The sequence below is a fragment of the Bariatricus massiliensis genome (assembly GCF_900086725.1).
Lineage (GTDB): Bacteria > Bacillota > Clostridia > Lachnospirales > Lachnospiraceae > Allocoprococcus > Allocoprococcus massiliensis.
In genome coordinates, this window is record NZ_LT574835.1 from 248,720 (window position 1) to 274,842 (window position 26,123).

The window sequence follows — 26,123 nt, forward strand, 5'->3', positions numbered from 1 at the left end:
TAATTACAGAAGATATTGTACCATATCCTCCAAAGTATAAAATACTTTATCCGCGCCCGCCTCTGTGAATCTATCCGCGGCCCTTTTGCATCTTGCTTCTCTTTCTTCTTCAGAAAGTTCCTCAAATTCAGCGAGGGAAAGTCCCAGTTCAGAACTCCCGACTACCACGCCCGCGGTCCATACACCTGCATTCTTCCCTTCTTTAATATCGGATACGGTATCGCCGATTTTTAACACATTGCGTACACTTTTGACGCCCAGCGCCTCCATATTCTTAAAAATCATATAAGGATACGGACGCCCTTTTCCACCTACCGCATCCGGACTGAACCAGATATCAGGTGCATATCCTTTTTCTTTAGCAATCGGCACGATAATGTCCATCATCTTATCCGTATATCCTGTTGTGGAGCCAATCTTAAATCCATGTTTGCGGAGCTTCGCCACTACCTCCTGAACTCCCGGTTTTGGCTCTGCGAACAGATGTAATATTTTTAAAAGCTTCTCTTCAAATATGTCGAACATAGCTTTTACCGTCTCCTCGGACGGCTCACTTCCGTATATCTCCAAATAGCTTTGACGAATCCTCGGCATTTCCAGCATAGTCCTGATATGATCGATCTTAAGCAGTCCCATGGGTTCACGAATCTCCTCAGAAGTAGGAGCAAGGTGGTAATGACGGAAAACTTCGGCGAATGCTTCAACCGGGGCAAAACAGCCATAATCGACAGTTGTCCCCGCCCAATCAAAGATTACTGCTTCTATTCTACTCATGGTTATACGCCTCCAAAAATTCTTTTACGATATTACAGAGCTGCTCAATATCTTCTTTATAGATTTCCCCTATATTTCCGATGCGGAAAGTCTCTGCCTCCGTCACTTTTCCCGGATAAATCGCATAGCCCCTTTCTTTTATATAATCATACATGTCTCGAAAAGAAAAATGACATTCGCTCGGATAAAAGAAGGTCGTAATAATGGGGCCTTGATGTACTCCTCCAATATACGGATATATTCCCATCTCCCCCATTTTTGCTGTCAGCAACTGGTTGTTTTCTGTATATCTTTTGCTTCTGGCTTCAATACCTCCTTCTTCCTTCATCTCCTTGAGGGCCTGTGCAAATGCCAGAACTACATGTGTAGGTGAAGTAAAACGCCATTTTCCGTCAATATCCATCGTTTTCCACTGGTCATACAAGTCAAGCGACAGGCTGCGTGCCTTCCCTTCACTTGCCGTCAGCAAATCTTTTCTTGCTATGATAAATGAAAATCCGGGAACACCCTGTATGCATTTGTTGGCACTGCTTACAAGAAAATCAATTCCCCATTCTTTGACCGGAATATCTACTCCTCCAAAGCTGCTCATAGCGTCAACAATAAATGCTTTTCCATGTCTCTTCACTGCTCTGCCCACTGCCTCGATATCATTGAGTATTCCGGAAGTAGTCTCAGAATGAACCATCGCCACATGCGTGATACTACTGTCACTTAGCAATAGCTCCTCCACTGCTGACGCATCCGGAACTTTATCATACTGCTCATGGTAACATTCAAAATCAAGCCCGGCATGGCGTGCAATGTCCTCCATACGTTCCCCGTACGCGCCGTTTGCCACAATCAGCAGCTTATCTGTACTTCCGATTACGCTGGTGAGAACGGCCTCCACCCCAAATGTGCCGCTTCCCTGCATGAGCACCACCGTATACTCCGCTTCCGTGACATGGGCAAGTTCCAGCAGCTCCCTGCGTATGTCCTGTGTAATTTGCTTGTAATCGTCATCCCAAGTGCAATGGTCGAACAGCATTTCCCGCTTTACTGTCTCTGTTGTCGTAAGCGGTCCCGGAGTCAATAACTTATATTTTTTCATAATCAGCTTTCCTCTCTTATCAATCCGTATTTTACGAGATTATTATAACAAGTTGATAAAAGTGGAACTATCACAGTAAGTTTAATCTTATGTAAAAAGCATGTTAACTGATTCAGCTATTTCTTTTTAATTGTTATATCACCGCTGACCGTATCAAAGCTAAAGGAGGCATCGCCATCCCTATATGTGCCTTTATCTTCACGTTGAGTAACTTCAAACTCACACTGCAGCGAGCCGCTGACCGTGTCTTTGTCGTAAGTAAATCCTTCGTTTTCCGGTATTATAAGCGTTACACTGCCGCTGACAGAATCTGTCACGACCTTTTCCGGGCATCTTTCACTGTCTAAGTTTAAATCTCCTGAGACTGTATCGAATTCCAGCTTCGCAACGCTGCCCTTCATCTTAAAGTTCCCGCTGGTCGTGCTTACTTCCAGCTCGTTCTCGACCACAAAGTCATCCGCCTCAAAAATCCCGCTGGTACTGTCCGCTGAGCAGTCGACCGCGCTGCACTGCATCAATATCAAATCGCCGGATGTCGAATCCAGCTCTATATCTTCCGCATGGACTCCACTTATTTTCACATCGCCAGAAACGGTATCTACGCTCAGTTCTCTGAGATTCTCCGCCAGTGATTCAGGAATCTCCACGACAAGTTTCTTATTTAAGCTTCTTCCGCCAAATGAAAAGAAAGTCCTGCCAGCTTTTTTATATTGGATTTTAAGCGTCCCCCTGTCATTATAGTACCGAAGCTGTTCTTCCTTCTTCAAGCTCTTGTCAGCCGTCTCAGTAAAACGCACGGAATCTCCCTCATAGGTCTGAACCGCCACTTCTCCGTCGAGCCAGTTAATCTCAAGAGCATTGATATTATCCGCGTCCACCTGTCCCGGCCCTGCCTCGTATTTATTCGCATTCATATAGCTAAAACTGCTCCCAAATGAAAAAGGAAAACTTCCCGACCACCAATTTATACGACCGTTAATTCCTAGAACCAGTAAACCGGCCAGTACCACCGCTACCACAGACCATGAGATAACTCTAATAATTGCCGACTGTCTTTTATTCATTGCCACCCCGCCTTTTCAATTCGAATACTGCCTTCATGATTTCCTGTACCGCACATCCTATCAGAAAGATTACCCATGTAATGTACCATGCCATCGTCATAAAGCTGACAATAAAATAGATTACCAGAGTAATGGACCACATTGCACTTATAATCGCTTTATATGCCCTTTTGTCCGAGTCGGTCTGATACTGCCACTCCTTAAATTCCTCCACAATGGAATCGTCCGCTTTCCTATAACGGGGACGGCTCATATGCCCATATACGATCAACCCTGTGGCTATAGCTATCATCGTGAACATCATGGCCGGCGCAACGTTATCACCAAATATAGTATCACTCAGCAGCACTGGCGGCAGTATGGATACGATATAAAGCGCCACTGCAATGGCGGTGAGCATCGCCGACTTCCGTCTTCCACGCTCTATCTCCTCAGATGTAACCGTCGAATACATGCCACTGTCCTTTAGTCCCCCCAACAGTTCTTCCGTATCACCGATACTTGCAATGGCAATATTATATGCCGCATCCGCCGACTTGCCCTCAGTCAGAAGGTCATTATACTTATCCGTCAGGTTCTGCAGAATCTCCTCTTTTAGCTCCACCGACTTTCTGCTCGGCTTTACCTCACAGAACAAATCATCCATATACATTCTCAACTTATCTTCCATCCTTGACCTCCTCATTCTCAATCAAAATATCAATCAAATACTTGGACTCTTCCCATTCCTTCTTCATTCTGATATAGGCGTCCTTTCCTTCAGCAGTAATTGTGTAATATCTTCTTCTCGCTCCCGTATTCTCATTCCCCCAGTAGGAACTGATATATCCATTCTCTTCCAGCCTTCGGAAAGCCGTATACAAGGTAGCTTCTTTCAATTCATATTTACTGTCTGTTTTAATCTGAATATCTTTATTAATCTTATACCCATAACTGTCTTCTCTTGTGAGATGGGCCAGAATAATTGTGTCCGTATGCCCCCGTATCAAATCAGATGCTATCGACATATATATACCTCCTTCTTATATTATACATTATTGCATATATTACCTCGCCTGTCAATGTATATATATTTTTCATATACTGCTTGTATTAATTTATTCTGTCTTCTCAGCCAAGCCATCCATAATAAAAAAAGAACCCTTCGTTCTTATTTACGAAAGGTTCTTTTACCTTGTCACTGCTCTGTCACAACATAACCTTTTGTGCGTTCGACAGCGCCTATCTCTTCTAGTGTCATCAGCGTGCGGTAGACAGTTGCCAGGCCAATGCCAGAATCAATTTTGGCCGCCTTATAGTACAGCTCCTTTGCATTACCGCACTGTTCCGTTGTTATAACGTCAATCATCGTCTCCCTCTGCTGAGTAATCCGTTTCCCTCTACTCTTCAACTCCCTGATAATATCTTCTTTTTCCCACATCAGCCCTGCCTCCTGCTTACTTTGTATCATTGCAGTGGCAGGCGCCTCCGCAGTGTCCGCAGTCACCGCCACAGCATTTACCGGTCTTTTTATCTTTATAGATGCTTCTTGCCGCAAGTCCAATTGCTGATAAAATAATAATACCTACAATTACAGTTCCCATTATGCTTTCGCCGCTCCTTTCATTTTCACCTTCAAAGGCTGTCCCTCTCTATACGGCCGGAACAACAGGAAAATAAATCCAATAACTAGTATGATTGCCATTCCAGTCCATACATTGAAACCGCCTCCTGTAAAGAAGGTTCCTAATTGATAAACACAAAGTGACACTACATATGCAAGCCCTGTCTGGTATCCAATCGCGAACCAAGTCCACTTCGCGTTATTCATCTCTCTCTTGATAGCTCCGATTGCCGCGAAACAAGGGGCGCATAGGAGATTGAAAACTAAGAATGAATATGCCGCGGCAGTGGTAAAGCTTGCCGCCAGTGTTCCCCAAATTTCCGCTCCATCTTCCGCAACTTCCGCAAAACCATAGAGAACGCCGAATGTTCCCACCACGTTTTCCTTGGCGATCAGACCGGTGATGGCTGCCACTGCCGCCTTCCAATCCCCCCATCCAAGAGGCGTAAATATCCAGGCAATACCATTGCCAAGTCCTGCAAGAAGAGAATGATTCATATCTTCCACCATACCAAAATTTCCACCCTCGAGTCCAAAGCTCTGAAGGAACCAAATCAATACGGTGGACAGAAGAATTACCGTCCCCGCTTTTTTAATAAAGGACGAAGCTCTTTCCCACATGCTTCTAAGTACATTCTTCACAGTAGGCATATGGTAAGCCGGAAGTTCCATGACAAATGGCGCCGGATCTCCCGCAAACATCTTAGTCTTTTTTAGAATAATCCCCGAGCAGATAATTGCGGCGATCCCTACAAAATAAGCACTTGGAGCCACCCATGACGCGCCGTCAAAAAGCGCGCCGGCAATCAAGGCAATAATCGGGAGCTTTGCACCGCATGGAATAAATGTGGTTGTCATGATTGTCATCTTGCGGTCTCTGTCATTCTCAATAGTTCTAGAGGCCATAACTCCCGGGACACCGCATCCCGTTCCAATCAACATCGGAATAAAAGATTTGCCAGAAAGACCAAACTTTCGGAAAATACGATCCATTATGAAAGCAATACGCGCCATGTAGCCGCACGCCTCCAAAAATGCTAAAAAGATGAACAGCACAAGCATTTGAGGTACAAATCCAAGCACGGCGCCGACACCGCCTACAATCCCATCTAATATCAGACTCTGAAGCCAGTCCGCGCAGCCAATTGTAGACAGCAGCCCTTCCAGCATCTGTGGAATGCCCGGAATATGGAGCGCACCGATGCCAAATAAATTCCAGCCTTCCCCAAACACACCGTCATTAGCCCAGTCCGTGGCCCATGTGCCCACTGTGGTCACAGACACATAATATACCGCGAACATGACCAACGCAAAAATCGGCAGCGCCAGCCATCGATTTGTAACAATCCGGTCAATTTTATCAGAGGCACTCATATCACCCTTATATTTTCTCTGATAGCAGCCGTCTATAATAGAAGTGATATAGCTGTAGCGTTCATTGGTGATAATACTTTCCGCATCATCATCCTCTTCCTTCTCAAGTCTGTCGATAATATGCTCCACATCTGGCGCGGCTGCCAGATTTCCCTTGATTTTGTCATCACGCTCAAAAAGCTTGATTGCGTAAAAGCGCCGCTGCTCCTCCTGTATTGCGGGGCTTAAATAAGTCTCTATCTCCTCCAGCCCACGCTCTACTGCTTCTGAAAATTTATGTACCGGCGCTTCCGCATACTTGCCGCGGGCAATTTTAACTGCTTTTTCTGCCGCCACATCAATACCCTCACCCTTAAGCGCAGATATCTCTACCACTTCACATCCAAGTTTTCTGCCGAGCTGTTTCATATGGATGATATCTCCGTTCTTTCTCACTACATCCATCATATTGACCGCCATAATGACAGGGATTCCTAATTCCATCAACTGCGTGCTAAGATACAGGTTCCTCTCCAGATTCGTTCCGTCCACAATATTTAAAATGGCATCCGGCCGTTCGTTAATTAAATAATTCCTTGCAACTACTTCTTCAAGTGTATACGGCGAAAGCGAATAGATTCCGGGCAAATCCATGATGACGACATCTTTGTGCCCTTTTAATTTCCCTTCTTTCTTTTCTACCGTTACCCCCGGCCAGTTCCCAACAAATTGATTAGAACCGGTCAGTGCATTAAACAATGTTGTCTTCCCGCTGTTCGGGTTGCCCGCAAGCGCAATTTTCACTGACATGTTGTATCCTCCTCCACATAGTTAGTTCTCTCTAACTCTCCAATAAAAAAATTAAGCATCCACCTCTATCATCTGAGCGTCTGCTTTTCGCAGTGATAGTTCATATCCTCTCACAGTCACTTCAATCGGGTCGCCAAGTGGCGCTACCTTTCTCACAAATATGTTCGTTCCCTTGGTGATTCCCATATCCATGATGCGGCGCCTGACCGCGCCTTCTCCATGAACCTTCACTACGGAAACACTCTGGCCGCAGCCAATCTCTCTTAAGCTCTGCATGGTATCCTGCTCCTTCCTCTATAGGCCTATACTTGAATTTTGTTGGCCATTTCCTTACTGATGGCAACTCTGGATTCCTTGATATTGACAATGACATTTCCATTATTCTCGGATATGACTTTTACATCTGACCCCTCTATAAAACCGAGGCTTTCCAGAAAACGTCTTACCTCGTCTTTACCGCCTACGCGTTTAATACAATTGACCTCGCCCGGCTTTAACATTGTTAACGGCATCATGTTTCCTCCTTTTTCTTCCAAATCAGTAAGTTTTTGCTAACTCAAAGTGATAAAAATTGGTTAGTTTTTTCTAACCGCTTTTAGGTTAGCACAAACTAACGTGCATTGTCAATATGTTTTTCAAGTTTTTATCTCATTTGTCTTTTTTAGTAAGATATGTTATCATACTCATGAGTTAAGGAAGTTGTTACTTTAGTTTTAATTAAAGGAGAATACAGAACATGCAGATAAAAGAATCCGCTGAGAATTATTTAGAAACCATTCTGGTACTGAATAAGCGTATGCCTTATGTGCGTTCTATCGATATAGCCGGTGAACTTGGTTTTTCCAAGCCAAGCGTGAGCGTGGCCATGAAGAATCTTCGCCAGAATGGCTATATAACGGTAGACGAAGAGGGGCATATCGCGCTTACCGACACCGGACGCCAGATAGCCGACACGATTTACGAGCGGCACACCCTCTTGTCCGGCTGGCTGACCTCCCTCGGAGTAGATGAGAAAACTGCTGCCGAAGACGCCTGCCGTATGGAACATGTCATAAGCCCCAAAAGTTTCGAGGCCATAAAGCAACATGTAGAACAGCGCAAAACGGGGATTTGATTGATGAAATCCCCGTTATTTTATGACATAGTAAACTTTGTTATTTTAAAAATCCATTGACAATTTCTTCCTCTGCCTCTTTTTCAGTGAGGCCTAACGTCATCAGCTTAATTATCTGTTCTCCGGCAATTTTTCCGATGGCCGCCTCGTGAATCAAGGCCGCGTCAGGATTATTTGCTGTGATTTCCGGTATCGCGCTGATATTTGCGTTGTCCATAATGATGGCGTCGCATTCTGTATGACCGCTGCATTTGGCATTTCCGTTGATTACAGACTTGAATATCTGTACAGACCGGTCTCTCGCCACTGCCCGGGATATTATATTTGCACTGGAGTCCTCTCCATCTAAGTTCACATCAAACTGGCTTTCCGCCTTCTGTTCTCCGTGCGTCATCAATCGCTCCGTGACCACCAGCTTAGCGCCTTCTGACAGCGATGCTTTTGTAGTACGAACAGTGGAATCCACTCCCTTTATCTGTACCATCTCCATCTCCGCCAGACTGCCCTCGCCCAGCTCTACTTCTGTCTGCGGATTCATGATGCGCCCTCCGCGCCCGTCACCACTTCCATAATGCTTTTCAATATATTTGACATGTGCGTTTCTGCCGATAAAAAACCGATGAATCCCATCATGGCGGCTGTCGGAATCTCCTTCATTGTGGATACCGCACCCGGCGATAATCGTCACATCACAGTCGTCCCCGATATAGAAATCATTGTACACCATTTCTTCCATCCCGCTCTGGCTCAGTACAACCGGAATGTGCACACTCTCATTCTTAGTCCCCGGTTTGATTTTAATATCTATTCCAGAGACCTCAGACTTTGATACGATTTCAATATGCTCTGTTGAATTTCTTGCCGTACTTTCCCCATTGGTACGAATATTATATGCCCCCTCCGGTATGGCATGAAGATCGGCCACCTGTTCCAGCAGCATTTTCTGTATAGTATCCATCCTTATTTCCTCCCGTCGCAAATATTTACCGCACTGGAACTTCCAAGAAGCTTTGGCAGAATTTCATCTTTGGGGCCATGGCTTGTCACTTCTCCGTCGGTGATGACAAGAATTTCATCGGCAATGTTCAAGATACGCTCCTGATGAGAAATGATAAGAATAGAGCCGTGCACTTCCCTGTGCATATTCTCAAATACTTGAATCAGATTCTGAAAGCTCCATAAATCGATTCCAGCCTCCGGCTCATCGAACACCGACAGCTTCGTTCCTCTTGCCAGAACCGTGGCTATCTCGATCCGCTTAAGCTCTCCTCCCGAGAGACTTGCATTCACTTCTCTGCTGATATAATCCTTTGCACACAGCCCGACCTGTGACAAATATTCACAGGCTCCGCTTATAGAAATATTTTCTCCTTTTGCGAGGCGTATCAAATCCAGCACGGTCACGCCTTTGAAACGCACCGGCTGTTGGAAAGCATAGCTGATTCCCCGTCTTGCCCTCTCTGTAATATCAAGCCCGGTTATATCCTGTCCATTCAGCAGAATCTGTCCGGAAGTCGGCTTTTGTATGCCCGCAATCAATTTGGCAAGCGTGGACTTGCCTCCCCCGTTTGGCCCTGTAATAACAGTAAACTTTCCTTCCGGTATTACAAAGCTGATATTTTTAATAATTTCTTTCTCCATTCCTTCTTCTGGAACCTCAAAAGACACGTTCTTCAACTCTAACATTTTTTCCCTCCAACAAATATTATGCCTAGTTCTTATCCTAACATAATTTCCATTTTTTACAAGAAAAATCCGGCTTTCTGTCAGATTGCACTGAAAAAAAGTCATAACCTGCTGAAACCAAAAACCGCAGGCAGAAAATTGCCTGCGGGATATTAATCGATTAGCCCAGTGCCACATCCAGAACCATCATAATTACAAAGCCAACCGCAAATCCTATGGTCGCAATGTTCGAATGCTCTCCCTCCGCTGATTCCGGTATCAATTCCTCCACTACTACGTAGAGCATCGCTCCTGCCGCAAAGGCCAGCAGATAGGGAAGCATAGGCTCGATGTATGATGCCAAAAGTATGGTGAGAAACGCGCCGATCGGCTCTACAATACCCGAAAGCGTCCCGTACACAAAGGATTTCTTCCTGCTCAATCCCGTCCCCTTCAGCGGCATCGAAATAATAGCCCCCTCCGGAAAATTCTGGATAGCTATTCCAATCGCAAGCGCAAAGGCCCCTGCCATAGTAATTCCCGAATTCCCATTCAACATACCCGCAAAAGCCACACCGACAGCCATCCCTTCCGGTATATTATGAAGCGTCACCGCAAAGAGAAGCATGCTCGTCTTCGAAGCTTTGCATTTCATTCCTTCTGGTTCATTACAGTCCAGATGCTGATGTGGAATCACCTTGTCCATAAAAAGAAGAAATGCGATTCCCAACAGAAAACCAACTGCTGCCGGAACAAACGCAAACTTTCCCATCCCCTCCGCCATATCCATCGACGGAATCAACAACGACCACACAGAAGCCGCCACCATAACACCCGACGCGAAGCCCAAAAGCGCCTTCTGCACAAATGGCTTCATTTCATTTTTCAAAAAGAACACACACGCGGCGCCCAGCGTAGTGCCCACAAATGGGATCATCACCCCGACAAATAAGCTCATAAAATCCTCCTGACACGCCTGCCACTTCGTGAATTTCACACATACGGCAGACCATTTATGTTATATCCCCCAAAGTATAACACCAGAAACTCTATTTCGCAACGGGTGACGTATATTTCTTTCCTTACTTTAGGCTCCTGATTCTTTGCTCAAAATTTCCGTAAGGGCCGCGCCGCTGCTCGTATGCGAGCGAACCACTTTCGTGTTATTGCGCTTCGCCTCATCTAACGCACATTTAATCATTTTATGTGATACCGTGTTCGTGAACAGCACGCATAGATCGGGCGAACCAATCTGCTTATTCAAATCTGCCGACATATGAGTAAAGACCTTTGCCTTACACCGAAACTGCTTACATATTTTTTTATATTGACAGACCATTCTGTCATGTCCTCCAACAATCACAACACTCATACTTTGACCTCCGTTCATTAAATTGGACATCCGCCTGTCCCAAAGCGGCTATCTTTAGTTAGTTTTAACTAACCAATACTTTACTATATTACTAGGTTTTTGTCCACTGTCTGAACAGAGAAAATTTCTCATTAGTAAGCCTGTCCTAACCCTTTACCGCTATGCTACACTTAAATTGTACAAATAATGGAGGTTATTACATATGCTAAATTATAAAAATATTATTTTCGATTTTGGAAACGTCATTGCAGAGTACAATGAGGACTACATCTTCCGCCAATTCTGCGCGGATGCCAAAGACTTACCAACTATGGCCCAAGCCATCTTACCCACTTGGCCCCAATTGGACTACGGAAGCCTAGATTATCAGGAAGTAAAAGAACAGGCTATGCAGTCAGTACCTTCACATCTGACAGAAGCCGTAGAGAATTTTTATGATAACTGGTACCGCTGCTTACTGCCTATTAAAGAAATTTGGAGCCTGATTGAAGAACTGCATAATTTACGCATTCCTTTATACATTCTCTCCAACGCCCCCACCCTCTTTGCCGCCAAAGCAGATTATTATGAAATCACGAAAAAGTTTACAGGTATACTATTTTCCGCCCCTCTAAAAATGGGCAAACCGAATCCTGATTTCTACAGATATTTATTTGACACTTACAGTCTCATACCTGAAGAATGCTTTTTTATCGACGACCGGAGCGACAATATCATGGCCGGCAGATCTCTAGGTATGGATGGTATCGTGTTCTCGGGAGATGTGCAGGCAGTCCGCAGGGCTATCGGCCTGCCCTAACTGCTCAAAAAAGATAGTGAGGCTTCTATACCTGCCTCACTATCTTATTCTGCTAGCAGTCTTCTGCTATTTTTAAAACAAGCCTCTCTGTATCCTCCCATCCGATGCACGGATCTGTTATAGACTTCCCATACTCCATATTGCCCCCAATATCCTGCCTGCCTTCTTTTAGGTAGCTTTCGATCATCACACCTTTGATCAGCACTTTTAGATCCGGATTGCAATGCCGCGTATGCATAATTTCACTTACAATGCGAATCTGTTCTTTGAACTGTTTGTTTGAGTTCGAGTGGTTCGCATCAATTACGACTGCCGGATTCTGCAGGTCTTTCTGTCTATACATATGATAGAGCCGGATTAAATCTTCGTAATGGTAATTGGGAATATTTGTCCCGTATTTGTCTACACCTCCCCGCAATATCACATGTGCCAGTTCATTCCCATTGGTAGTCACATCGTATCCCCGGTAAATGAACCGATGCCCCTTTTGAGCTGCCACCACGGAATTCAACATCACCGAAAAATCTCCGCTGGTAGGATTCTTCATGCCAATAGGGATATCCATACCACTGGCCGTCAGCCGGTGCTGCTGATTCTCCACGGAACGGGCGCCAATTGCTTCATAGGAAAGGATATCATCGAGGTAACTTCTATTTTCCGGGTACAGCATCTCATCACCAGCTGTCAGTCCGCTCTCCTCGATTGCTCTGATATGCATCTTTCGAATAGCGATAATACCTGCCAGAAGGTCTGGTTTTTTATCTGGATCAGGCTGATGCAGCATTCCTTTATACCCCTCCCCCGTAGTGCGGGGTTTATTGGTATAAATCCGGGGAATCAACATTACACGGTCAGAAACCTTTTCATTTAATTTCGCCAGCCTATTAACATATTCACACACCGAATCCTCGTTATCCGCAGAGCACGGGCCGATGATCACCGCAAATTTGTCTGATTTACCTGTGAAAATATCCTTGATTTCAGCATCTCTTGCCACCTTAATTTTCTGTAATTTCTCCGAAAGGGGGTATTCCGCTTTCAGCTCTGCCGGAAGCGGCAGTTCATTGTTGATTGTCATTGCCATAGTTGTCTCCTTCTTCCCATGATACGTTATCTTTCTAAAACAAAGATTAACAATAACGGACCATGTCTCTGGTGATATCCTTTAAGGTATGGGCGCCGCACATCTGCATCGTATCCTTAAGCTCACTTCCAAGCTTCTCAATATAGGCCGCCGCTCCTTCCTTTCCCCCGCCATAAATGGCAGTCACAAATGGTCTGGCAATAATCACACCGTCTGCCCCCAGCGCCAGCGCTTTAAAAATATCTGTCCCTGAACGTATTCCGCCATCAACTAAAATCTTCATGGAATCTCCCACTGCATCTGCTATTTCCTCCAGCACTTCCGCGGTGGCTGGGCACTGATCAAGCACGCGCCCGCCATGGTTGGACACTACGATAGCCGCCGCTCCTGCTTCTTTCGCCTTAAGAGCGCCTCCTACTGTCATAACGCCTTTCACGATAAACGGAACTCCTGCCATATGCACAACCTCCGCCAGCTCCTCTACCGTCTTGCTCCCCGCCGGTGGCGTCATATTTTTCAAAAACGGCAGACCTGCCGCATCCACATCCATCGCCACGGCAAAAGAACCTGACTCAGCCGCTAATGCTAATTTTTCCTGAATCGTTTCCAAATTCCAAGGCTTGATGGTAGGTACCCCCATCCCCTTGCTCTCTTTTATTGCAGCAGTCGCTCCTTCCATGACAAGCGGATTCACTCCGTCTCCTGTAAAGGCGGCTATCCCAGCTTCCGCACAGGCACTTACCAGCTCTTGATTATAAGAGATATCGTCATATTTTTCACTGTAATGCATGTTGACAGCCCCAACGGGTCCGGCAAAGAACGGATAGGCAAAAGTCTGTCCAAACAGCTCTAAGCTTGCATCAATTGGCCGGTTCTCACAGATAGTATCCATATTTACACGGATATCCTGCCATTTCTCATAATTACGGATGGCAGTGTCCCCAACCCCTTTGGCTCCCGGTCCCGGTATCTGGTTTCTACATGCTTTCCCGTTACATACGGGACAGGCTTTACAATATGTACCCATGCATTCTTTTGCGTTTTCTAAAACTTCCTGATATGTCATAATTTCATCCTCCATATTTACATTTAAACAGCTGTCCTTGCCCTGTCTTACTGTTTACCGTAAGGTTATCTTATCACTTTCTTTCCTCCCTGACAATAATTCCCCTCTTGTTTTCCTCGATAAAAATGGTATAATATGATAGTAACGTTTTTACTGCGTAGATTAAAGGAGTTTAAAGAACATGAGATGTCCCAAATGTGGAAATGAGGTTCGTCCAAGTAAGAAGTATCCGGGCTATTACCTCTGTGATACATGTAAAAAACGGTATGCGGCCTCTTCTGTTCTTGCGGACGAGGACGACTACGATGATTATGAAGACTATGAGCAGTCAGATAATACATCTCAGCCCGATAGCGCCAATTCTTATGACTACTATGATACACCAAAGAGCGTAAAAAGCGGCCCAAGCCCAAGGGCAAGATCGACTTCCAAAGCCAAAAAAGCACGGAAAGGGAGTCGAAAAAGTAACCGTTCCAAGAAGAAAGGCGGAATCTTAAAAGTTATCCTGCTGATACTGCTTGCCTTGATCATGCTGGGATTTGCCGCCAACGCTCTTGGCCTGATAGATTTAAAAAAAGACAACACGAAAAAAAATGACAAGACTACTGAGACTCAGCCTAAAGACAAAGATAATTCCGGCACAGATGCAAAGGATACTTATTCCGTAGGGGAAACTGCCGATTATAAGAACGTACAGATACAGCTGATAGGCTATGAAGAATCTGCAGGCAATGATTGGGGCGCTCCGGCAGAGGGCAACATATTTGTCTTTGTCAATTTGGAAGTGACCAATAATTCTGACAGCGAGATATCCGTGAGCAGCATGGCAAGCTTTACAAATTATTGCGGCGATTATAAGCTGGATTATAGTTCTAATGCCTTTACAGCCCTTGCCACCGATTCTGAAAAGCAACAGATGGACGGAAGCATCGCGAGCGGAAAGAAGCTGAACGGTTACCTGTGTCTGGAAGTACCGGCAGACTGGACTACTATAGAGATACACTATTCAGAAAGTATTTGGAGCGACAGCAACATTAAGTTTGTTATCAATAAATAAATGCCCCTTAATTATATGGGGCACATTATGCCGCAGTGCCAGAGCGGTCGAATGGCACGGCCTCGAAATCCGTTGGTCCCTTTACCGGGCACGGGGGTTCGAATCCCTCCTGCGGCGTTCACCGTATTTTAAAAAGTGCTGAAAAACAGTTCGAATCCATTGAACTGTTTTTCAGCACTTTTTAATTGTTAATTCCGTGATGAGGCACATATGTATCTCTGTCCAAAGCCCTGAACTCATACCCCAGTGATTGATAATGCTCTATGATTCTGGGCAGGGCTTCCACCGTCGTCTGCTTTGCCGCCGAATCATGGGAGAGCAGTATGATATTATTTTCGTTAAAACTTGTCGCATTATTCACCAGCTCCTCTGTGGACAGCACTCCCCCGTCACCGGAGCTTGCATTCCAATCGTAGTATTGGTATCCCCTGTTCTGTACTTCCTGCGCCAGAGCTGTCATGATGCCTGAAGTATATTTCCTTGATACGGTATTTGATGAACCTCCCGGAAAACGTATAAAGCAGGGGACGTATCCTATCTGCCCCTTCACGACCTCCCCAATCGCCTCCAAATCTTTAAAATAGGCATCCTGAGACGCGTAGACAACCGCATAATCATGGCTGTATGTGTGAAGGCCAATTGTATGGCCTCTGTCATAAGCCTCTTTAATCATATAACTGTATTCAGGCATTCCGTTGGTCACAAAAAAGGTGGCCTTGACCTGATATTTATCAAGAATATCCAGCACCGCCTGTGTGTTGGGTGACGGACCGTCATCCAATGTCAGATAGACCACTTTCTCCTGCGTCTGTTCCTGAACCCCCGGAACATCCCCCGGCTGAACCGCAAAATCTTCACGATTATTCTGCTTTTTTCTCGCTTCCTTTTCGGCGATGCGGTCCCGGACACTAACGTTGGTGTTGATAGCCGGTATCTCTCTCTTTTTATCCGATGAACTTGTATTTTTCTTGTCTGATTTCGGACTCTTTTTACCAAGCATACGATATCCCGTAAAAATTGCAGTTCCCGCTAAAATAAAAACTGCCACAGTAACAACAATTTTCCCACCGATACGCTTCCTTCTCCTTTGTGCCATATGCTCCTCCAAATCTACTTTCAAATGGTGTTTCCCCTGATGAAAGTCAATGGTATCCAGATGAATTAAATGCACATTATTTTCGTGCTTTAGTCGCTATATATGTTTTAATATTCAGCTCATGAAGCCGTCCTTCCCCATTCGTATCTTCATACAAATCCAGCAATGTAAATCCTGCCTTTAGCTGTGCACCGATCTGCTCCTCAAGAGTGTGAGAAAACTGCATACCACAGTCCGCCTCTATCACAAATTGCTTCGCCTTATCATCTGTCAAAGGGTCAAATGGCATTTTCCATACGATCTCTTTTTCTTCTCCGTCCACTATATAATTAATTCCGTTATCTAAACCGGACAAGAGAACCCCGCCTTTCTTAAGAACCCTATATGCTTCGCGAAAAACATGCTGGACATCTTTTACATAACAATTGGAAACAGGATGAAAAATAATATCGAATGTTTCATCTTCAAAGGGTAACGTTTTTGTCATATCCCCCTCAATGGCATGAATTTGATAATTTTCTCTTTCAGCCACATACAATTCTGAGGCAATTTGTTTAGGAGAATAATCCAACACGGTGCACTCTGCACCTAAAGCATTGAAGATAGGCATTTGTTGTCCGCCGCCTGAAGCAAGCCCAAGAACTTTTTTACCCTCTAATTCCCCCAGCCATTCGTGGGGAACATTACGGGTCGGCGTTAACAGCACATTCCATCTCCCTTTTCTAGCCTCCTCATATACCTCATGCGTGATCGGAATTCCCCATTCCCAGCCTTCTTCCACCCATCTGTCTATTGTTTCTTTATTTATATCCTGATAGTTATCCATAATTTTATTAGTCTCCTCTTTTACAAGTATCCATTAATTTCCCTATCTCTAGTATAGCTGAACTTCATGACTTATACAATGAAATCCCGCCATTCATATTTCCACCTTATAATACATCAGAAATATTTATGGTTCTAGCTGAAAAAACCTAAAATAAACGCGACTATTATAATAGCGATAGGTATATATACCGTATAATCACGTTCTACTGCTTTTAGGCTGGAATGTAGTTTTACAATTCGCAGCTTTGCAATCAGTCTAAAACAAAGATAGCCTATCATGGTCCCAATTACATTTGTAATTAAGTCATCTATATCTGTTGCCCTGTACAATGTGAATAACTGAACGATTTCGATGAAGAGGGATAGCCCCAAACCAATAAAAAATGTATTCCCCGCACGTTCCAAAGTCTTGCTCATAAGCGGGCACAAAAATCCTAACGGGATAAAAAGGAAAATGTTCAAAATAAAACCCAAACCCATTCCATCGCTTAACGGAATAACATTAATATTGGGATTGAAGAAAGCTTCGCCTAACCGTGACAGCCTTACAAATTCACTAAGAGTGGGAATACCTACAATATGTGTAAGCATGATGCATAAATAGTAATAAAATGCCAATGACAAGATAGACGTTTTAACTTTAGGAATACTGCTGTCCTTTCTAAAAATCACAATCAACAAAACGCAGATTAAGACAATCCCCAACAAAAGAAAAGGCTCAATCAATAGTAAGTCTATGATAGATTCAAATAACCCGATTTGAATTTCGGTACTTGATTGACTACTTGATACAACACCCATATAAAGCCTCCTCACAACCATTTAATCGCTCTGTAAACACAATATCAGACACCTCTTAATATCCTCCTATTAAAATCCTTAAAAATTTTTGAATATGATAAGACAAAAAAATAGAGGAAACGCTGTAAATTCAACTTTTCCTCTACTTTTAAAGAATGCTGCAGATTAAGATCTACTTCTCTAAAATAGTTATGACTAATTCTCTGAATTTAAGAGATAATTCTCTTTTATTACCTGTAAGTGATGATGCATGTTTCATAATAAGTTCTAATTTTTCAATATCATTGTTAATAAACAATTCACATAAGTAACGCTTCATTCTTCCATTATTATATTGCTCTAAAGCCAAATCAAGAAGTTCTGTTCTTCTTTGATATTCAGTATACCAATTCTCAAAAGTACTGGATTGTATTGTTGATACTGTTCTTAGCCACACACTACCTGTATCCAAGCAATTAAATTCTTTTAATGAGGTACACTTTTTACATGGGTATTCCGCACATATGGCACAATGTAATAAATCTTTACTTTTACAACATTTATAAATATTGCAAGCCCCATTAAAAAAGCCATCATGTGAACAACCTTTACATCGGCTTATTCCTTTCGTATGATAATAAGGACATAAAGCACATGGCATTCCACAGAAACCATAAGGTATATCTTTCAAAAATAGCACCTCTTTCATTTCTTATAACCTATGATGATTTAATCCCAGCAAGGCTATAGTCTTTTACTGATTAATCCCTCTCATTCCGCCATATTCCCTCTTTATTCTTTCAATATCTTGAATGACCGAACGAAAACATGATTGATCTGTTTTCATTTCAAAAGTAAATATATTTCCTAAATCCGGACGTTCTTGGAAGGTTCCAGCAACAACAGCATGACCACATCCGGTCATTGTAACCTCAAAAACCAAATCATTCTCTAATAAAAGTGTATATTTTGCACTACCCTCCAAACTATCATAACATCGTTTTAATTCATCCGCAAAACGATACAAGGCTCCTGTTGCAGAATAATATTTATCACATTGTACATGATAACAACCTACAACAATTTCTAAAGTGCAAACAATATCATATCCTCCTTCATAACAAGTTTTATCGGGAAATCCTAAAACTTCTTTTAATGTCAATGAAATATGTTCACCGTTATACCCGTTTAGACTAAATAATTCCATTTCTTCTCCTACAACTATTCATTTTCGACTCGATAAACTAAGAGTTAGCAAGCTTATCAATAGCCTCTACTCTAATTTGTCTAAGCCTCACTACTCACATTATAATTCAGCTTTATAAGAGACGCAATCAAAGAAAAAGGTATCTGTGAATTTAAAGTCCACTAGATACCCACCTTTTTATCTGTCTCATGCAGTACATTGACATACCATTATTCTCTTACATAAATAATCAACTCGCCAACTTCACATTATTGTAAAGAAGCAGAAGTTCCTTATTATTCCAGTCATAAAATCAGCTTCTACAATGGTTTAGCTGCCTTTGCTGGAAACACTGGAGAACTAATGTTTATGCTTATACAAAACAATCCCACCTATAGCCACTAAAATAATTCCAATTACAATAATATATACATCTACATTTAACCTACCTGCTATAAAAACAGAAGTTGGACCATCGGCCCCTCCTATAACAGATAGTACTGGATTTGCTTTCTGATTAAGAACACCTCCAATAGCAACAAGAGCAATCCCCAAAATTCCTGTTATGATTCCCAACTTTTTTTCCATTATCATCACCTCAAATTGAAATTCGTTTAGTTTGCTATTTATAGTATACTTCCATATTATATAATTTGCAATAAAAAAGGTATGCGTGACTTTCTTATCTCTGCATGCCTTGTATCTGAGGTAAAGGGGAAAATGACATACTCGCTTTTCAACAACTTGGCATTTCATAAAGTGTTCAAAGGTGTTCAAACATTTAAAGCAAAAAAGTGAGAGAAACGTTGATTTTACAGCGTTTCTCTCACTTTTAATTAATGCCGCAGACCGGAATCGAACCGGTACGGGAAGTTAATCCCACAGGATTTTAAGTCCTGGGCGTCTGCCAGTTCCGCCACTGCGGCAGATAAATGTTTTGCGCCAGTCCCAACAGGACTGTGTGCATCTGTGCTGAAGCACAGCGTCACATTTGCAGCTTATACAATTATCAGGTTTGCAACAATTACTTGCTGCAAATGGGACCAATAGGGCTCGAACCTATGACCCTCTGCTTGTAAGGCAGATGCTCTCCCAGCTGAGCTATGATCCCATATTTAACTGTGAGACATTGAACCTTCAATGTCAGCGACCCGAATGGGACTCGAACCCACGACCTCCGCCGTGACAGGGCGGCGCTCTAACCAACTGAGCCATCGGGCCATATAAACTTTTTAAAATGAGTGGACCTTCAGGGACTCGAACCCGGGACCGATCGGTTATGAGCCGATTGCTCTAACCAGCTGAGCTAAAGGTCCACACTCAATATGTTCCATAACCGGAACAAAGCCGATGATCGGACTCGAACCGATAACCTGCTGATTACAAATCAGCTGCTCTGCCAATTGAGCCACATCGGCACATTCATTCTGCCGTATATTTTATTAGAAGATACTGCAGAAATCTGGCATACTAGACAAATGACTCCTACGGGAATCGAACCCGTGTTACCGCCGTGAAAGGGCGATGTCTTAACCGCTTGACCAAGGAGCCTTATAACTTTTCGGCCAGCTTGTCTTCAACAGTGACCGAAAATTATAATAACATATTAATGCTGTTTTTGCAACACTTTTTTAGAATTTTCAGCAATTTTTTTCTCCGTACAACACACCTTCTCAAAAGATGCATTACAACTTGTGACGTCAAATAATTTTTCCTTTCCACGCCAAAACTGATACCGCATCGTGCATGACGGGTTTTCCTTTATCATCCGTGTCATTTGACCGCTGTCGGGCGCATGCAGCGAATAGGGGTGCCCGCCATTCTTTTTATTCGTAACGCACAATAAATATTTCCCCTGCTTTACTAAAACTTTTCCTGCCCCATACTTTAAAATACGGCACCCCTTGTAGGTAGCCAGCCTATACTCCTTCCTTTTATAATAAATGGAACAAATACAGCCACGGAAGTGGACGCCCCACAAAGGAATATCTGCTACAGACAGCATAATACTGTCTCCTCTGCTCTCATTTAGGATTGATTGTGTCCATAAATAACGTTTGGGAAAAGAGCATCCTCTGTCTCCCTCAATATATCCTACACCGTCCATCGGAAGCCTTTTGTCATTTATATAGAGTGCGCCCGCCGTCCTGTGATACATACTCAGCACACTATGCCTGCACTGCATAAACGGAACCCAGCAAAACGGCCCCATAATATCACCATGAATTTCTTCAAAACATCCATAGCTTATTTCCCCGGAAATGGATACCTCCTCATTTTCCAAATTGATATTTATTCCCTTCTTGGAAAAGCTATTTGCTCCAATCTTAACGCAGAACCTTTCTCTATCCACCTCAAAACTGTCTGCATGAAAAGGAAAATACCAAGCCCCTTTATCTGTTATTACTTGTACAGAAGCCGAGCATCTTCCCTTTTTATCTGTGTGCAGGGCCGGAATAAATGCAAGCGTATTATTTCCACACTGATGCTTGAAATACCAGCCTTCAAAGTATGGATATTTTACCTTTTTGCTCTGAAACTGTCTCACTTTTTTCTCCTTTTTTCTCCAAGGCCGCACTGTGCAGGGCCGTCAATCTTGTTACCGTTTTTATCGAATCTCGAGCCATGGCATGGACAGTCATAGCTCTCTTCCTCTGGATTCCACGTCAGGCGGCATCCGAGATGTGTACATCTAAGCTCGCCTGCAGCTTCAGGCTTCAATCCACTCAGTCCCCTCACTGCATGTCCTCCTTCATTCGCCAATGCCCCCATCTGCTTTATCTTCTTTCTTTGAGGCGAAAACACCTCCTGCCAAGGGTTATTTCGCCCACAAATCATGTCGGTCAGAATCATTGCTGACACCATGGAGGATGTCATTCCCCATTTTCCAAAACCGGTCGCTACATACCAGTGGCTTTTAGATTGTGCGTACCTTCCTATATATGGTACCTTATCTAAAGTCATACAGTCTTGCGCAGACCAGCAGGCTGTCATTTTACATCCATCCCAATAACGTTGTGCCGCACGGTACAGCCGCCTGTATTGGCCACCTTTTATGTTTTCTCCTGTACGGTGCCCTCCGCCTCCTATGAAAAGCATATCCTCGTAAGGCCTCACAGAAAGGCCGTCCTCGTCAATACCAAGATACATATTTTGAACTCTCCCAGCCCCCTTCACGGCAATGACATAGCTGCGTTCTTGATGCATCTTGAGAAAATAATACCCCGGAACATTGACAAAGGGATAATGACTGGCAAAAATCACTTTTTTTGCTTCTATATTTCCTCTGTTGGTCAACAATAGATTACCGTCCAGCTTTATCACCTTTGTATTTTCATAGACATTTATTTCGGCTGATAAAGCCTGCAAGAATTTCAGCGGGTGAAATCTGGCCTGTCCCTCAAAATATAGTGCCCCGCTGACTGGGAAGGGCAGTTCTGTATATTCAGAAAATCTTGTCGGAATCCCGAGACTTTCAGCTGCCCTGCCTTCCCTTTTCAATATTTCTGCCTGTTCCTTCGTATATAGGCAGGCATCACATTCGCTCCAATCACAATGAATATTCAACTTCTGTATCAGCGCACGGTATTGCTGGATAGCGCTCTGATTGGCATCCGCATATTGTTTCGCAATACGCTGTCCTCTTTCTTGTATTAGCGTATCATAAATACAGTTATGCTGAGAAGTAACTTTTGCCGTTGTGTTTTCCGTCTGCCCGCAGCCGATTCTGCCCTCTTCCAGAACAACACAGTTTATCCCTTCTTCCTTCAACAAATATGCAGTCAAAATTCCTGCCATTCCCCCTCCAATGATAGCAGTATCCGTCTTCAAATCTGCGTCAAGCTCCTTGCACTTTGCAATGGACGTATCTTTTCTCCATACTGATGTCCTGTCCATATTCCAACCTCCGCTCCACCTTGTCAGCCCGATATTGGCTTAATATATATAGCATGCTGCAAATATTGAATTTTATTCCAAATACTGCAGGAGAATAGAAAAAAGCCGGCTGATTTCCGTTTTCAGGAAACCAGCCAGCTTATTCTTCTCTATAGTTCTTTACCAATAACCCCCGATAGATATACCCTTCCTTTATATCCTCTTTTTCTGGAAACGGACGCGTATCAACCATATGGTAATTTTCGTATATCCTTTTTTCTATATTTGTAAACAGGATTGGGAGACCGAGGCTGGAATAAAAGCCAGCGCTGCTTTGCACCTGAAAATGAATGTGAGGCTCTGTTGTATTACCTGAATTTCCACATTTGGCAATGATGTCCCCCCTTTTTACCATCTGTCCTTTCCTTACAGATATACGCTCTGGCTTAAGATGACAAATAGTACTATATTCATTTGGAGAATGCTTTATGATAATACGGTTGCCACCAATATCCGGCGTATTGGGATCCGGCTGCCCATCACTCATAATACGACAGTCTGGAAAATGATTTTTAATCGAAACAACTACACCGTCTGCAGGAGCAAGAATGTTTTTTCCATAACAATAATAATTGCACAAATCATCTTTATCGCCGCTGTAACTCTTCCCTTCTTCATCCACAATAAAGAAATCATAGGCAAAACGCTGAGGAAGAATCTCCCACGAATGGGATGTATTCTTTGTAACACCTCCATTTGCCGTGTACCATTCCCCATCGAAAGGCAGTGTATACTCTACTTCGGGTATATAGCTGCTAATATTATCAATATCCTTCTTACCGGATTTGATTGTTGCATAGACCAAACCAATTACCTGTAATACAATCTGCCCCAGAAACCTTATATTCATATGCGATTACTCCTTCGTACTATTTAGACACTAATTTATCTGATTATAACATACTTAAAAATATAAATGTAAAGTATTTCATAGTATTCCGGAAAAACAAAAAAACCTACAAACTATCAAGTTTGCAGGCTTTCTCTCAGCTCCCCGAGTTGGGTTCGAACCAACGACCCTTCGGTTAACAGCCGAATGCTCTACCACTGAGCTATCGAGGATCACTTCTTATATTATATACATTTTTTCTGATTTTACAAGTATCTTCTTCTACTTTTTCCATGTACCTTCAAAACCGCATACAAACCTAATCATTCCATCCATTTTTCCCTTCCTACCTCTTGGTTATGCCCTCGACCGATTAGTGACAGTCAGCTCCGTACATTGCTGCACTTCCACCTCTGCCCTATCTACCTTGTCGTCTTCAAGGGGTCTTACTACTTTCGTAGGGATATCTCATCTTGAGGGGGGCTTCACGCTTAGATGCCTTCAGCGTTTATCCCTTCCCGGCTTGGCTACTCTGCCATGCTCTTGGTAGAACAACAGATACACCAGCGGCCAGTCCAACCCGGTCCTCTCGTACTAAGGTCAGCTCCTCTCAAATATCCTACGCCCACGCCGGATAGGGACCGAACTGTCTCACGACGTTCTGAACCCAGCTCGCGTACCGCTTTAATGGGCGAACAGCCCAACCCTTGGGACCTACTTCAGCCCCAGGATGCGATGAGCCGACATCGAGGTGCCAAACCACTCCGTCGATGTGAACTCTTGGGAGTGATAAGCCTGTTATCCCCAGGGTAGCTTTTATCCGTTGAGCGATGGCAATCCCACTTTATACCACCGGATCACTAAGTCCTACTTTCGTACCTGCTCCACCCGTCGGTGTCGCAGTCAAGCCCTCTTTTGCCTTTGCACTCTGCGAATGGTTTCCGACCATTCTGAGAGGACCTTTGAGCGCCTCCGATACCCTTTCGGAGGCGACCGCCCCAGTCAAACTCCCCACCTGACATTGTCCCCCAGCCGGGTCACGGCTGCTGGTTAGAAATCCAGTACTGCAAGGGTGGTATCCCAACAGCGGCTCCATGGCGACTGGCGTCACCACTTCTTAGCCTCCCACCTATCCTGTACATACAATACCGAATCCCAGTATCAAGCTGGAGTAAAGCTCCATGGGGTCTTTCCGTCCTGGCGCAGGTAACCAGCATCTTCACTGGTATTTCAATTTCACCGGGTGCATTGTCGAGACAGTGCCCAAATCATTACGCCTTTCGTGCGGGTCGGAACTTACCCGACAAGGAATTTCGCTACCTTAGGACCGTTATAGTTACGGCCGCCGTTTACTGGGGCTTAAGTTCAAAGCTTCAGGACGAGTCCTTAACCTCTCCCCTTAACCTTCCAGCACCGGGCAGGCGTCAGCCCATATACCTCACCTTTCGGTTTTGCATAGACCTGTGTTTTTGCTAAACAGTTGCTTGGGCCAATTCTCTGCGGCCAGCTCTCGCTGGCACTCCTTCTCCCGAAGTTACGGAGTCATTTTGCCGAGTTCCTTAACAATGCTTCTCCCGTCGGCCTTAGGATTCTCTCCTCACCTACCTGTGTCGGTTTACGGTACGGGTACAGTATGAACGATAGCGGCTTTTCTTGGCAGCTGGCTCACACACTTCCCTACTTATAGTTCGGTACGCGTCACGTCTTCGGATTGTGAAACGGATTTGCCAATTTCACTCCTACCCCGCTTGCCCCGGGATCCCATTCCCGGGTTGTGCTCTCCCTCTGCGTCCCCACAGTTCTGTCATACTGCAGTACAGGAATTTCAACCTGTTGTCCATCGGCTACGTCTTTCGACCTCGCCTTAGGCCCCGACTTACCCAGAGCAGATCAGCTTTACTCTGGAAACCTTGGGTATTCGGCCGGAAGGATTCCCACCTTCCTCTCGCTACTCATTCCGGCATTCTCTCTTCTTAGAAGTCCACAGCTCCTTACGGTACTGCTTCCTCCCTCTAAGAATGCTCCTCTACCAATTACATTCGTAATTCCTGAGCTTCGGTAGTGTGTTTCAGCCCCGGACATTTTCGGCGCAGGACCTCTCGACTAGTGAGCTATTACGCACTCTTTTAATGGATGGCTGCTTCTGAGCCAACATCCTAGTTGTCTTTGAAATCCCACATCCTTTTCCACTTAACACACATTTTGGGACCTTAGCTGCAGGTCTGGGCTCTTTCCCTTTCGACTACCCAACTTATCTCGTGTAGTCTGACTCCCATGACTATCTTTCCGGCATTCGGAGTTTGNCAAGCAAAATTGCTTTCTTATGTATTGGCATGTAATGCCATGACCGAAAGAACTTGTTCTTGAGGTGCAAAGGTCACATCTTGACTGAGGTTTATCAGTCATCAGAAATCAAAAGTTTTTTCAATCTCTGATCACTGGTAAAGGCCAGTTCTTATTTTTTAAATCCGGCGGCCACCTGCTCTCCCACACCGTCTCCAGTGCAGTACCATCGGCCGGTCAGGTCTTAACCATCGTGTTCGGGATGGGAACGGGTGTTGCCCCTGACCGCATCGCCACCGGAAATGGAGAATACGAGATTCGAACTCGTGAC

At 44.1% G+C, this 26,123-nt stretch carries 29 protein-coding genes, 8 tRNA genes and 1 other annotated feature; of the genes, 4 read left to right on the plus strand and 33 right to left on the minus strand.

The genetic code is table 11. From position 1 onward, the window contains the following. Nucleotides 1–3 precede the first annotated feature (3 nt). The 10 genes from phnX to BN6465_RS01595 all read right to left on the minus strand — a co-directional run bounded on the left by phnX (nt 4) and on the right by BN6465_RS01595 (nt 7,209). Entirely contained in the window at nt 4–774 is a 771-nt protein-coding gene (gene phnX, locus BN6465_RS01555; RefSeq protein WP_066731049.1) for a phosphonoacetaldehyde hydrolase, read from the minus strand. Then, nucleotides 767–1,867: a 2-aminoethylphosphonate--pyruvate transaminase gene (locus BN6465_RS01560; RefSeq protein ID WP_066731050.1), complete on the minus strand. Its 1,101-nt coding sequence runs from the start codon at nt 1,865–1,867 to the stop codon at nt 767–769. The genes phnX and BN6465_RS01560 overlap by 8 nt, the downstream gene beginning before the upstream one ends. A gap of 116 nt (nt 1,868–1,983) precedes the next feature. After that, nucleotides 1,984–2,931 (minus strand): DUF4097 family beta strand repeat-containing protein, encoded by a 948-nt coding sequence (locus tag BN6465_RS01565; RefSeq protein ID WP_066731051.1) that lies wholly within the window; start codon nt 2,929–2,931, stop codon nt 1,984–1,986. Continuing rightward, entirely contained in the window at nt 2,924–3,601 is a 678-nt protein-coding gene (locus BN6465_RS01570) for a permease prefix domain 1-containing protein (RefSeq protein ID WP_066731053.1), read from the minus strand. Before BN6465_RS01570 ends, BN6465_RS01565 begins: the two co-directional genes overlap by 8 nt. Next, nucleotides 3,591–3,938 (minus strand): PadR family transcriptional regulator, encoded by a 348-nt coding sequence (locus BN6465_RS01575; protein ID WP_066731055.1) that lies wholly within the window; start codon nt 3,936–3,938, stop codon nt 3,591–3,593. Before BN6465_RS01575 ends, BN6465_RS01570 begins: the two co-directional genes overlap by 11 nt. 170 nt (nt 3,939–4,108) lie before the next feature. After that, nucleotides 4,109–4,351: a Fur family transcriptional regulator gene (locus BN6465_RS01580; protein ID WP_066731057.1), complete on the minus strand. Its 243-nt coding sequence runs from the start codon at nt 4,349–4,351 to the stop codon at nt 4,109–4,111. A gap of 16 nt (nt 4,352–4,367) precedes the next feature. Beyond that, nucleotides 4,368–4,514: a FeoB-associated Cys-rich membrane protein gene (locus BN6465_RS20060; RefSeq protein ID WP_074017753.1), complete on the minus strand. Its 147-nt coding sequence runs from the start codon at nt 4,512–4,514 to the stop codon at nt 4,368–4,370. Then, nucleotides 4,514–6,697 (minus strand): ferrous iron transport protein B, encoded by a 2,184-nt coding sequence (gene feoB / locus BN6465_RS01585; protein WP_066731059.1) that lies wholly within the window; start codon nt 6,695–6,697, stop codon nt 4,514–4,516. Before feoB ends, BN6465_RS20060 begins: the two co-directional genes overlap by 1 nt. Nucleotides 6,698–6,748: 51 nt before the next feature. Beyond that, nucleotides 6,749–6,973, minus strand: a complete 225-nt coding sequence (locus BN6465_RS01590; protein WP_066731061.1) for a FeoA family protein — start codon at nt 6,971–6,973, stop codon at nt 6,749–6,751. A 26-nt stretch (nt 6,974–6,999) separates the two neighbouring features. Beyond that, nucleotides 7,000–7,209, minus strand: coding sequence for a FeoA family protein (locus BN6465_RS01595; protein ID WP_199882776.1), 210 nt, complete (start codon nt 7,207–7,209; stop codon nt 7,000–7,002). Between the two features lie 224 nt (nt 7,210–7,433). Between BN6465_RS01595 and BN6465_RS01600 the strand changes: the two genes are divergently transcribed. Beyond that, nucleotides 7,434–7,811: a metal-dependent transcriptional regulator gene (locus tag BN6465_RS01600; RefSeq protein ID WP_066731065.1), complete on the plus strand. Its 378-nt coding sequence runs from the start codon at nt 7,434–7,436 to the stop codon at nt 7,809–7,811. Nucleotides 7,812–7,851: 40 nt separating this feature from the next. Here the strand turns inward: BN6465_RS01600 and BN6465_RS01605 are convergent, their stop codons facing one another. From BN6465_RS01605 to BN6465_RS01620, 4 genes are all read right to left on the minus strand, one after another. Beyond that, the gene (locus tag BN6465_RS01605) at nt 7,852–8,769 is read right to left on the minus strand and encodes a SufB/SufD family protein (protein WP_066731069.1); all 918 of its coding nucleotides are present in this window, start codon (nt 8,767–8,769) and stop codon (nt 7,852–7,854) included. Nucleotides 8,770–8,771: 2 nt separating this feature from the next. Next, nucleotides 8,772–9,497, minus strand: coding sequence for an ABC transporter ATP-binding protein (locus BN6465_RS01610; protein ID WP_066731070.1), 726 nt, complete (start codon nt 9,495–9,497; stop codon nt 8,772–8,774). Nucleotides 9,498–9,657: 160 nt separating this feature from the next. Then, entirely contained in the window at nt 9,658–10,434 is a 777-nt protein-coding gene (locus BN6465_RS01615; RefSeq protein WP_066731072.1) for a ZIP family metal transporter, read from the minus strand. A 129-nt stretch (nt 10,435–10,563) separates the two neighbouring features. Then, nucleotides 10,564–10,848: a DUF2325 domain-containing protein gene (locus BN6465_RS01620; RefSeq protein ID WP_066731074.1), complete on the minus strand. Its 285-nt coding sequence runs from the start codon at nt 10,846–10,848 to the stop codon at nt 10,564–10,566. A gap of 202 nt (nt 10,849–11,050) precedes the next feature. On the opposite strand from BN6465_RS01620, the gene BN6465_RS01625 reads away from it, so the two are divergent. Next, a complete protein-coding gene (locus BN6465_RS01625; protein WP_066731075.1) occupies nt 11,051–11,647 on the plus strand; it encodes an HAD family hydrolase in 597 nt (198 codons plus the stop codon). Between the two features lie 52 nt (nt 11,648–11,699). Here the strand turns inward: BN6465_RS01625 and BN6465_RS01630 are convergent, their stop codons facing one another. Both BN6465_RS01630 and BN6465_RS01635 read right to left on the minus strand, forming a co-directional pair. Then, a complete protein-coding gene (locus tag BN6465_RS01630; RefSeq protein ID WP_066731076.1) occupies nt 11,700–12,731 on the minus strand; it encodes a 3-deoxy-7-phosphoheptulonate synthase in 1,032 nt (343 codons plus the stop codon). Between the two features lie 46 nt (nt 12,732–12,777). Beyond that, a complete protein-coding gene (locus BN6465_RS01635) occupies nt 12,778–13,797 on the minus strand; it encodes an alpha-hydroxy-acid oxidizing protein (protein WP_066731077.1) in 1,020 nt (339 codons plus the stop codon). 181 nt (nt 13,798–13,978) lie between these two features. Between BN6465_RS01635 and BN6465_RS01640 the strand changes: the two genes are divergently transcribed. After that, nucleotides 13,979–14,854: a DUF4352 domain-containing protein gene (locus tag BN6465_RS01640; RefSeq protein ID WP_082891558.1), complete on the plus strand. Its 876-nt coding sequence runs from the start codon at nt 13,979–13,981 to the stop codon at nt 14,852–14,854. A 29-nt stretch (nt 14,855–14,883) separates the two neighbouring features. Next, nucleotides 14,884–14,971, plus strand: a tRNA-Ser gene (locus tag BN6465_RS01645). A 64-nt stretch (nt 14,972–15,035) separates the two neighbouring features. Here the strand turns inward: BN6465_RS01645 and BN6465_RS01650 are convergent. From BN6465_RS01650 to BN6465_RS20895, 17 genes are all read right to left on the minus strand, one after another. Next, nucleotides 15,036–15,974: a polysaccharide deacetylase family protein gene (locus BN6465_RS01650; protein WP_227183628.1), complete on the minus strand. Its 939-nt coding sequence runs from the start codon at nt 15,972–15,974 to the stop codon at nt 15,036–15,038. A 52-nt stretch (nt 15,975–16,026) separates the two neighbouring features. Next, nucleotides 16,027–16,776 carry a class I SAM-dependent methyltransferase gene (locus tag BN6465_RS01655; protein ID WP_066731078.1) on the minus strand — a complete coding sequence of 250 codons (750 nt, stop codon included), beginning with the start codon at nt 16,774–16,776 and terminating at the stop codon, nt 16,027–16,029. A gap of 134 nt (nt 16,777–16,910) precedes the next feature. Beyond that, nucleotides 16,911–17,579 (minus strand): VanZ family protein, encoded by a 669-nt coding sequence (locus BN6465_RS01660; RefSeq protein ID WP_066731080.1) that lies wholly within the window; start codon nt 17,577–17,579, stop codon nt 16,911–16,913. Between the two features lie 172 nt (nt 17,580–17,751). After that, nucleotides 17,752–18,249, minus strand: a complete 498-nt coding sequence (locus BN6465_RS20615; protein WP_154670173.1) for a DUF3795 domain-containing protein — start codon at nt 18,247–18,249, stop codon at nt 17,752–17,754. Nucleotides 18,250–18,312: 63 nt separating this feature from the next. Further along, nucleotides 18,313–18,765: a WapI family immunity protein gene (locus BN6465_RS01665; protein ID WP_066731082.1), complete on the minus strand. Its 453-nt coding sequence runs from the start codon at nt 18,763–18,765 to the stop codon at nt 18,313–18,315. Nucleotides 18,766–19,104: 339 nt separating this feature from the next. Continuing rightward, nucleotides 19,105–19,332 carry an oxaloacetate decarboxylase gene (locus BN6465_RS01670; RefSeq protein ID WP_066731125.1) on the minus strand — a complete coding sequence of 76 codons (228 nt, stop codon included), beginning with the start codon at nt 19,330–19,332 and terminating at the stop codon, nt 19,105–19,107. Nucleotides 19,333–19,584: 252 nt separating this feature from the next. Then, nucleotides 19,585–19,670: transfer RNA gene (locus tag BN6465_RS01675), tRNA-Leu, on the minus strand. Nucleotides 19,671–19,782: 112 nt separating this feature from the next. Beyond that, nucleotides 19,783–19,855 (minus strand) — tRNA-Val (locus BN6465_RS01680). 36 nt (nt 19,856–19,891) lie between these two features. Beyond that, nucleotides 19,892–19,965: transfer RNA gene (locus BN6465_RS01685), tRNA-Asp, on the minus strand. A 21-nt stretch (nt 19,966–19,986) separates the two neighbouring features. Next, nucleotides 19,987–20,060: transfer RNA gene (locus BN6465_RS01690), tRNA-Ile, on the minus strand. Between the two features lie 29 nt (nt 20,061–20,089). Continuing rightward, nucleotides 20,090–20,162 (minus strand) — tRNA-Thr (locus BN6465_RS01695). A gap of 61 nt (nt 20,163–20,223) precedes the next feature. After that, a tRNA-Glu gene (locus BN6465_RS01700) sits at nt 20,224–20,295 on the minus strand. Nucleotides 20,296–20,350: 55 nt separating this feature from the next. Then, entirely contained in the window at nt 20,351–21,292 is a 942-nt protein-coding gene (locus tag BN6465_RS01705; protein WP_066731084.1) for a hypothetical protein, read from the minus strand. Continuing rightward, a complete protein-coding gene (locus BN6465_RS01710; protein ID WP_066731086.1) occupies nt 21,289–22,641 on the minus strand; it encodes an FAD-dependent oxidoreductase in 1,353 nt (450 codons plus the stop codon). The genes BN6465_RS01705 and BN6465_RS01710 overlap by 4 nt, the downstream gene beginning before the upstream one ends. 139 nt (nt 22,642–22,780) lie before the next feature. Next, nucleotides 22,781–23,530: a M23 family metallopeptidase gene (locus tag BN6465_RS01715; RefSeq protein WP_066731088.1), complete on the minus strand. Its 750-nt coding sequence runs from the start codon at nt 23,528–23,530 to the stop codon at nt 22,781–22,783. A gap of 140 nt (nt 23,531–23,670) precedes the next feature. Continuing rightward, nucleotides 23,671–23,742: transfer RNA gene (locus BN6465_RS01720), tRNA-Asn, on the minus strand. A 120-nt stretch (nt 23,743–23,862) separates the two neighbouring features. Next, nucleotides 23,863–26,123, minus strand: a sequence feature (most likely nonfunctional fraction of RNA operon). Then, nucleotides 24,354–24,623, minus strand: coding sequence for a hypothetical protein (locus BN6465_RS20895; RefSeq protein WP_199882777.1), 270 nt, complete (start codon nt 24,621–24,623; stop codon nt 24,354–24,356). Its footprint overlaps the feature before it by 270 nt.

Excerpts from the sequence above, each read along its gene's own strand:
- BN6465_RS01665 (WP_066731082.1), bottom strand. The coding sequence starts at position 18,765 with ATGGAATTATTTAGTCTAAACGGGTATAACGGTGAACATATTTCATTG.
- BN6465_RS01595 (WP_199882776.1), bottom strand. The coding sequence starts at position 7,209 with ATGCCGTTAACAATGTTAAAGCCGGGCGAGGTCAATTGTATTAAACGC.
- BN6465_RS01630 (WP_066731076.1), bottom strand. The coding sequence starts at position 12,731 with ATGGCAATGACAATCAACAATGAACTGCCGCTTCCGGCAGAGCTGAAA.
- BN6465_RS01655 (WP_066731078.1), bottom strand. The coding sequence starts at position 16,776 with ATGGATAACTATCAGGATATAAATAAAGAAACAATAGACAGATGGGTG.
- BN6465_RS20060 (WP_074017753.1), bottom strand. The coding sequence starts at position 4,514 with ATGGGAACTGTAATTGTAGGTATTATTATTTTATCAGCAATTGGACTT.
- BN6465_RS01710 (WP_066731086.1), bottom strand. The coding sequence starts at position 22,641 with ATGGACAGGACATCAGTATGGAGAAAAGATACGTCCATTGCAAAGTGC.
- BN6465_RS01580 (WP_066731057.1), bottom strand. The coding sequence starts at position 4,351 with ATGTGGGAAAAAGAAGATATTATCAGGGAGTTGAAGAGTAGAGGGAAA.
- BN6465_RS01605 (WP_066731069.1), bottom strand. The coding sequence starts at position 8,769 with ATGGATACTATACAGAAAATGCTGCTGGAACAGGTGGCCGATCTTCAT.
- BN6465_RS01715 (WP_066731088.1), bottom strand. The coding sequence starts at position 23,530 with ATGAATATAAGGTTTCTGGGGCAGATTGTATTACAGGTAATTGGTTTG.
- BN6465_RS01560 (WP_066731050.1), bottom strand. The coding sequence starts at position 1,867 with ATGAAAAAATATAAGTTATTGACTCCGGGACCGCTTACGACAACAGAG.
- BN6465_RS01565 (WP_066731051.1), bottom strand. The coding sequence starts at position 2,931 with ATGAATAAAAGACAGTCGGCAATTATTAGAGTTATCTCATGGTCTGTG.
- BN6465_RS01625 (WP_066731075.1), top strand. The coding sequence starts at position 11,051 with ATGCTAAATTATAAAAATATTATTTTCGATTTTGGAAACGTCATTGCA.
- BN6465_RS01610 (WP_066731070.1), bottom strand. The coding sequence starts at position 9,497 with ATGTTAGAGTTGAAGAACGTGTCTTTTGAGGTTCCAGAAGAAGGAATG.
- feoB (WP_066731059.1), bottom strand. The coding sequence starts at position 6,697 with ATGTCAGTGAAAATTGCGCTTGCGGGCAACCCGAACAGCGGGAAGACA.
- BN6465_RS01575 (WP_066731055.1), bottom strand. The coding sequence starts at position 3,938 with ATGTCGATAGCATCTGATTTGATACGGGGGCATACGGACACAATTATT.
- phnX (WP_066731049.1), bottom strand. The coding sequence starts at position 774 with ATGAGTAGAATAGAAGCAGTAATCTTTGATTGGGCGGGGACAACTGTC.
- BN6465_RS01620 (WP_066731074.1), bottom strand. The coding sequence starts at position 10,848 with ATGAGTGTTGTGATTGTTGGAGGACATGACAGAATGGTCTGTCAATAT.
- BN6465_RS01570 (WP_066731053.1), bottom strand. The coding sequence starts at position 3,601 with ATGGAAGATAAGTTGAGAATGTATATGGATGATTTGTTCTGTGAGGTA.
- BN6465_RS01640 (WP_082891558.1), top strand. The coding sequence starts at position 13,979 with ATGAGATGTCCCAAATGTGGAAATGAGGTTCGTCCAAGTAAGAAGTAT.
- BN6465_RS01590 (WP_066731061.1), bottom strand. The coding sequence starts at position 6,973 with ATGCAGAGCTTAAGAGAGATTGGCTGCGGCCAGAGTGTTTCCGTAGTG.
- BN6465_RS01670 (WP_066731125.1), bottom strand. The coding sequence starts at position 19,332 with ATGGAAAAAAAGTTGGGAATCATAACAGGAATTTTGGGGATTGCTCTT.
- BN6465_RS01635 (WP_066731077.1), bottom strand. The coding sequence starts at position 13,797 with ATGACATATCAGGAAGTTTTAGAAAACGCAAAAGAATGCATGGGTACA.
- BN6465_RS01615 (WP_066731072.1), bottom strand. The coding sequence starts at position 10,434 with ATGAGCTTATTTGTCGGGGTGATGATCCCATTTGTGGGCACTACGCTG.
- BN6465_RS01660 (WP_066731080.1), bottom strand. The coding sequence starts at position 17,579 with ATGGGTGTTGTATCAAGTAGTCAATCAAGTACCGAAATTCAAATCGGG.
- BN6465_RS01600 (WP_066731065.1), top strand. The coding sequence starts at position 7,434 with ATGCAGATAAAAGAATCCGCTGAGAATTATTTAGAAACCATTCTGGTA.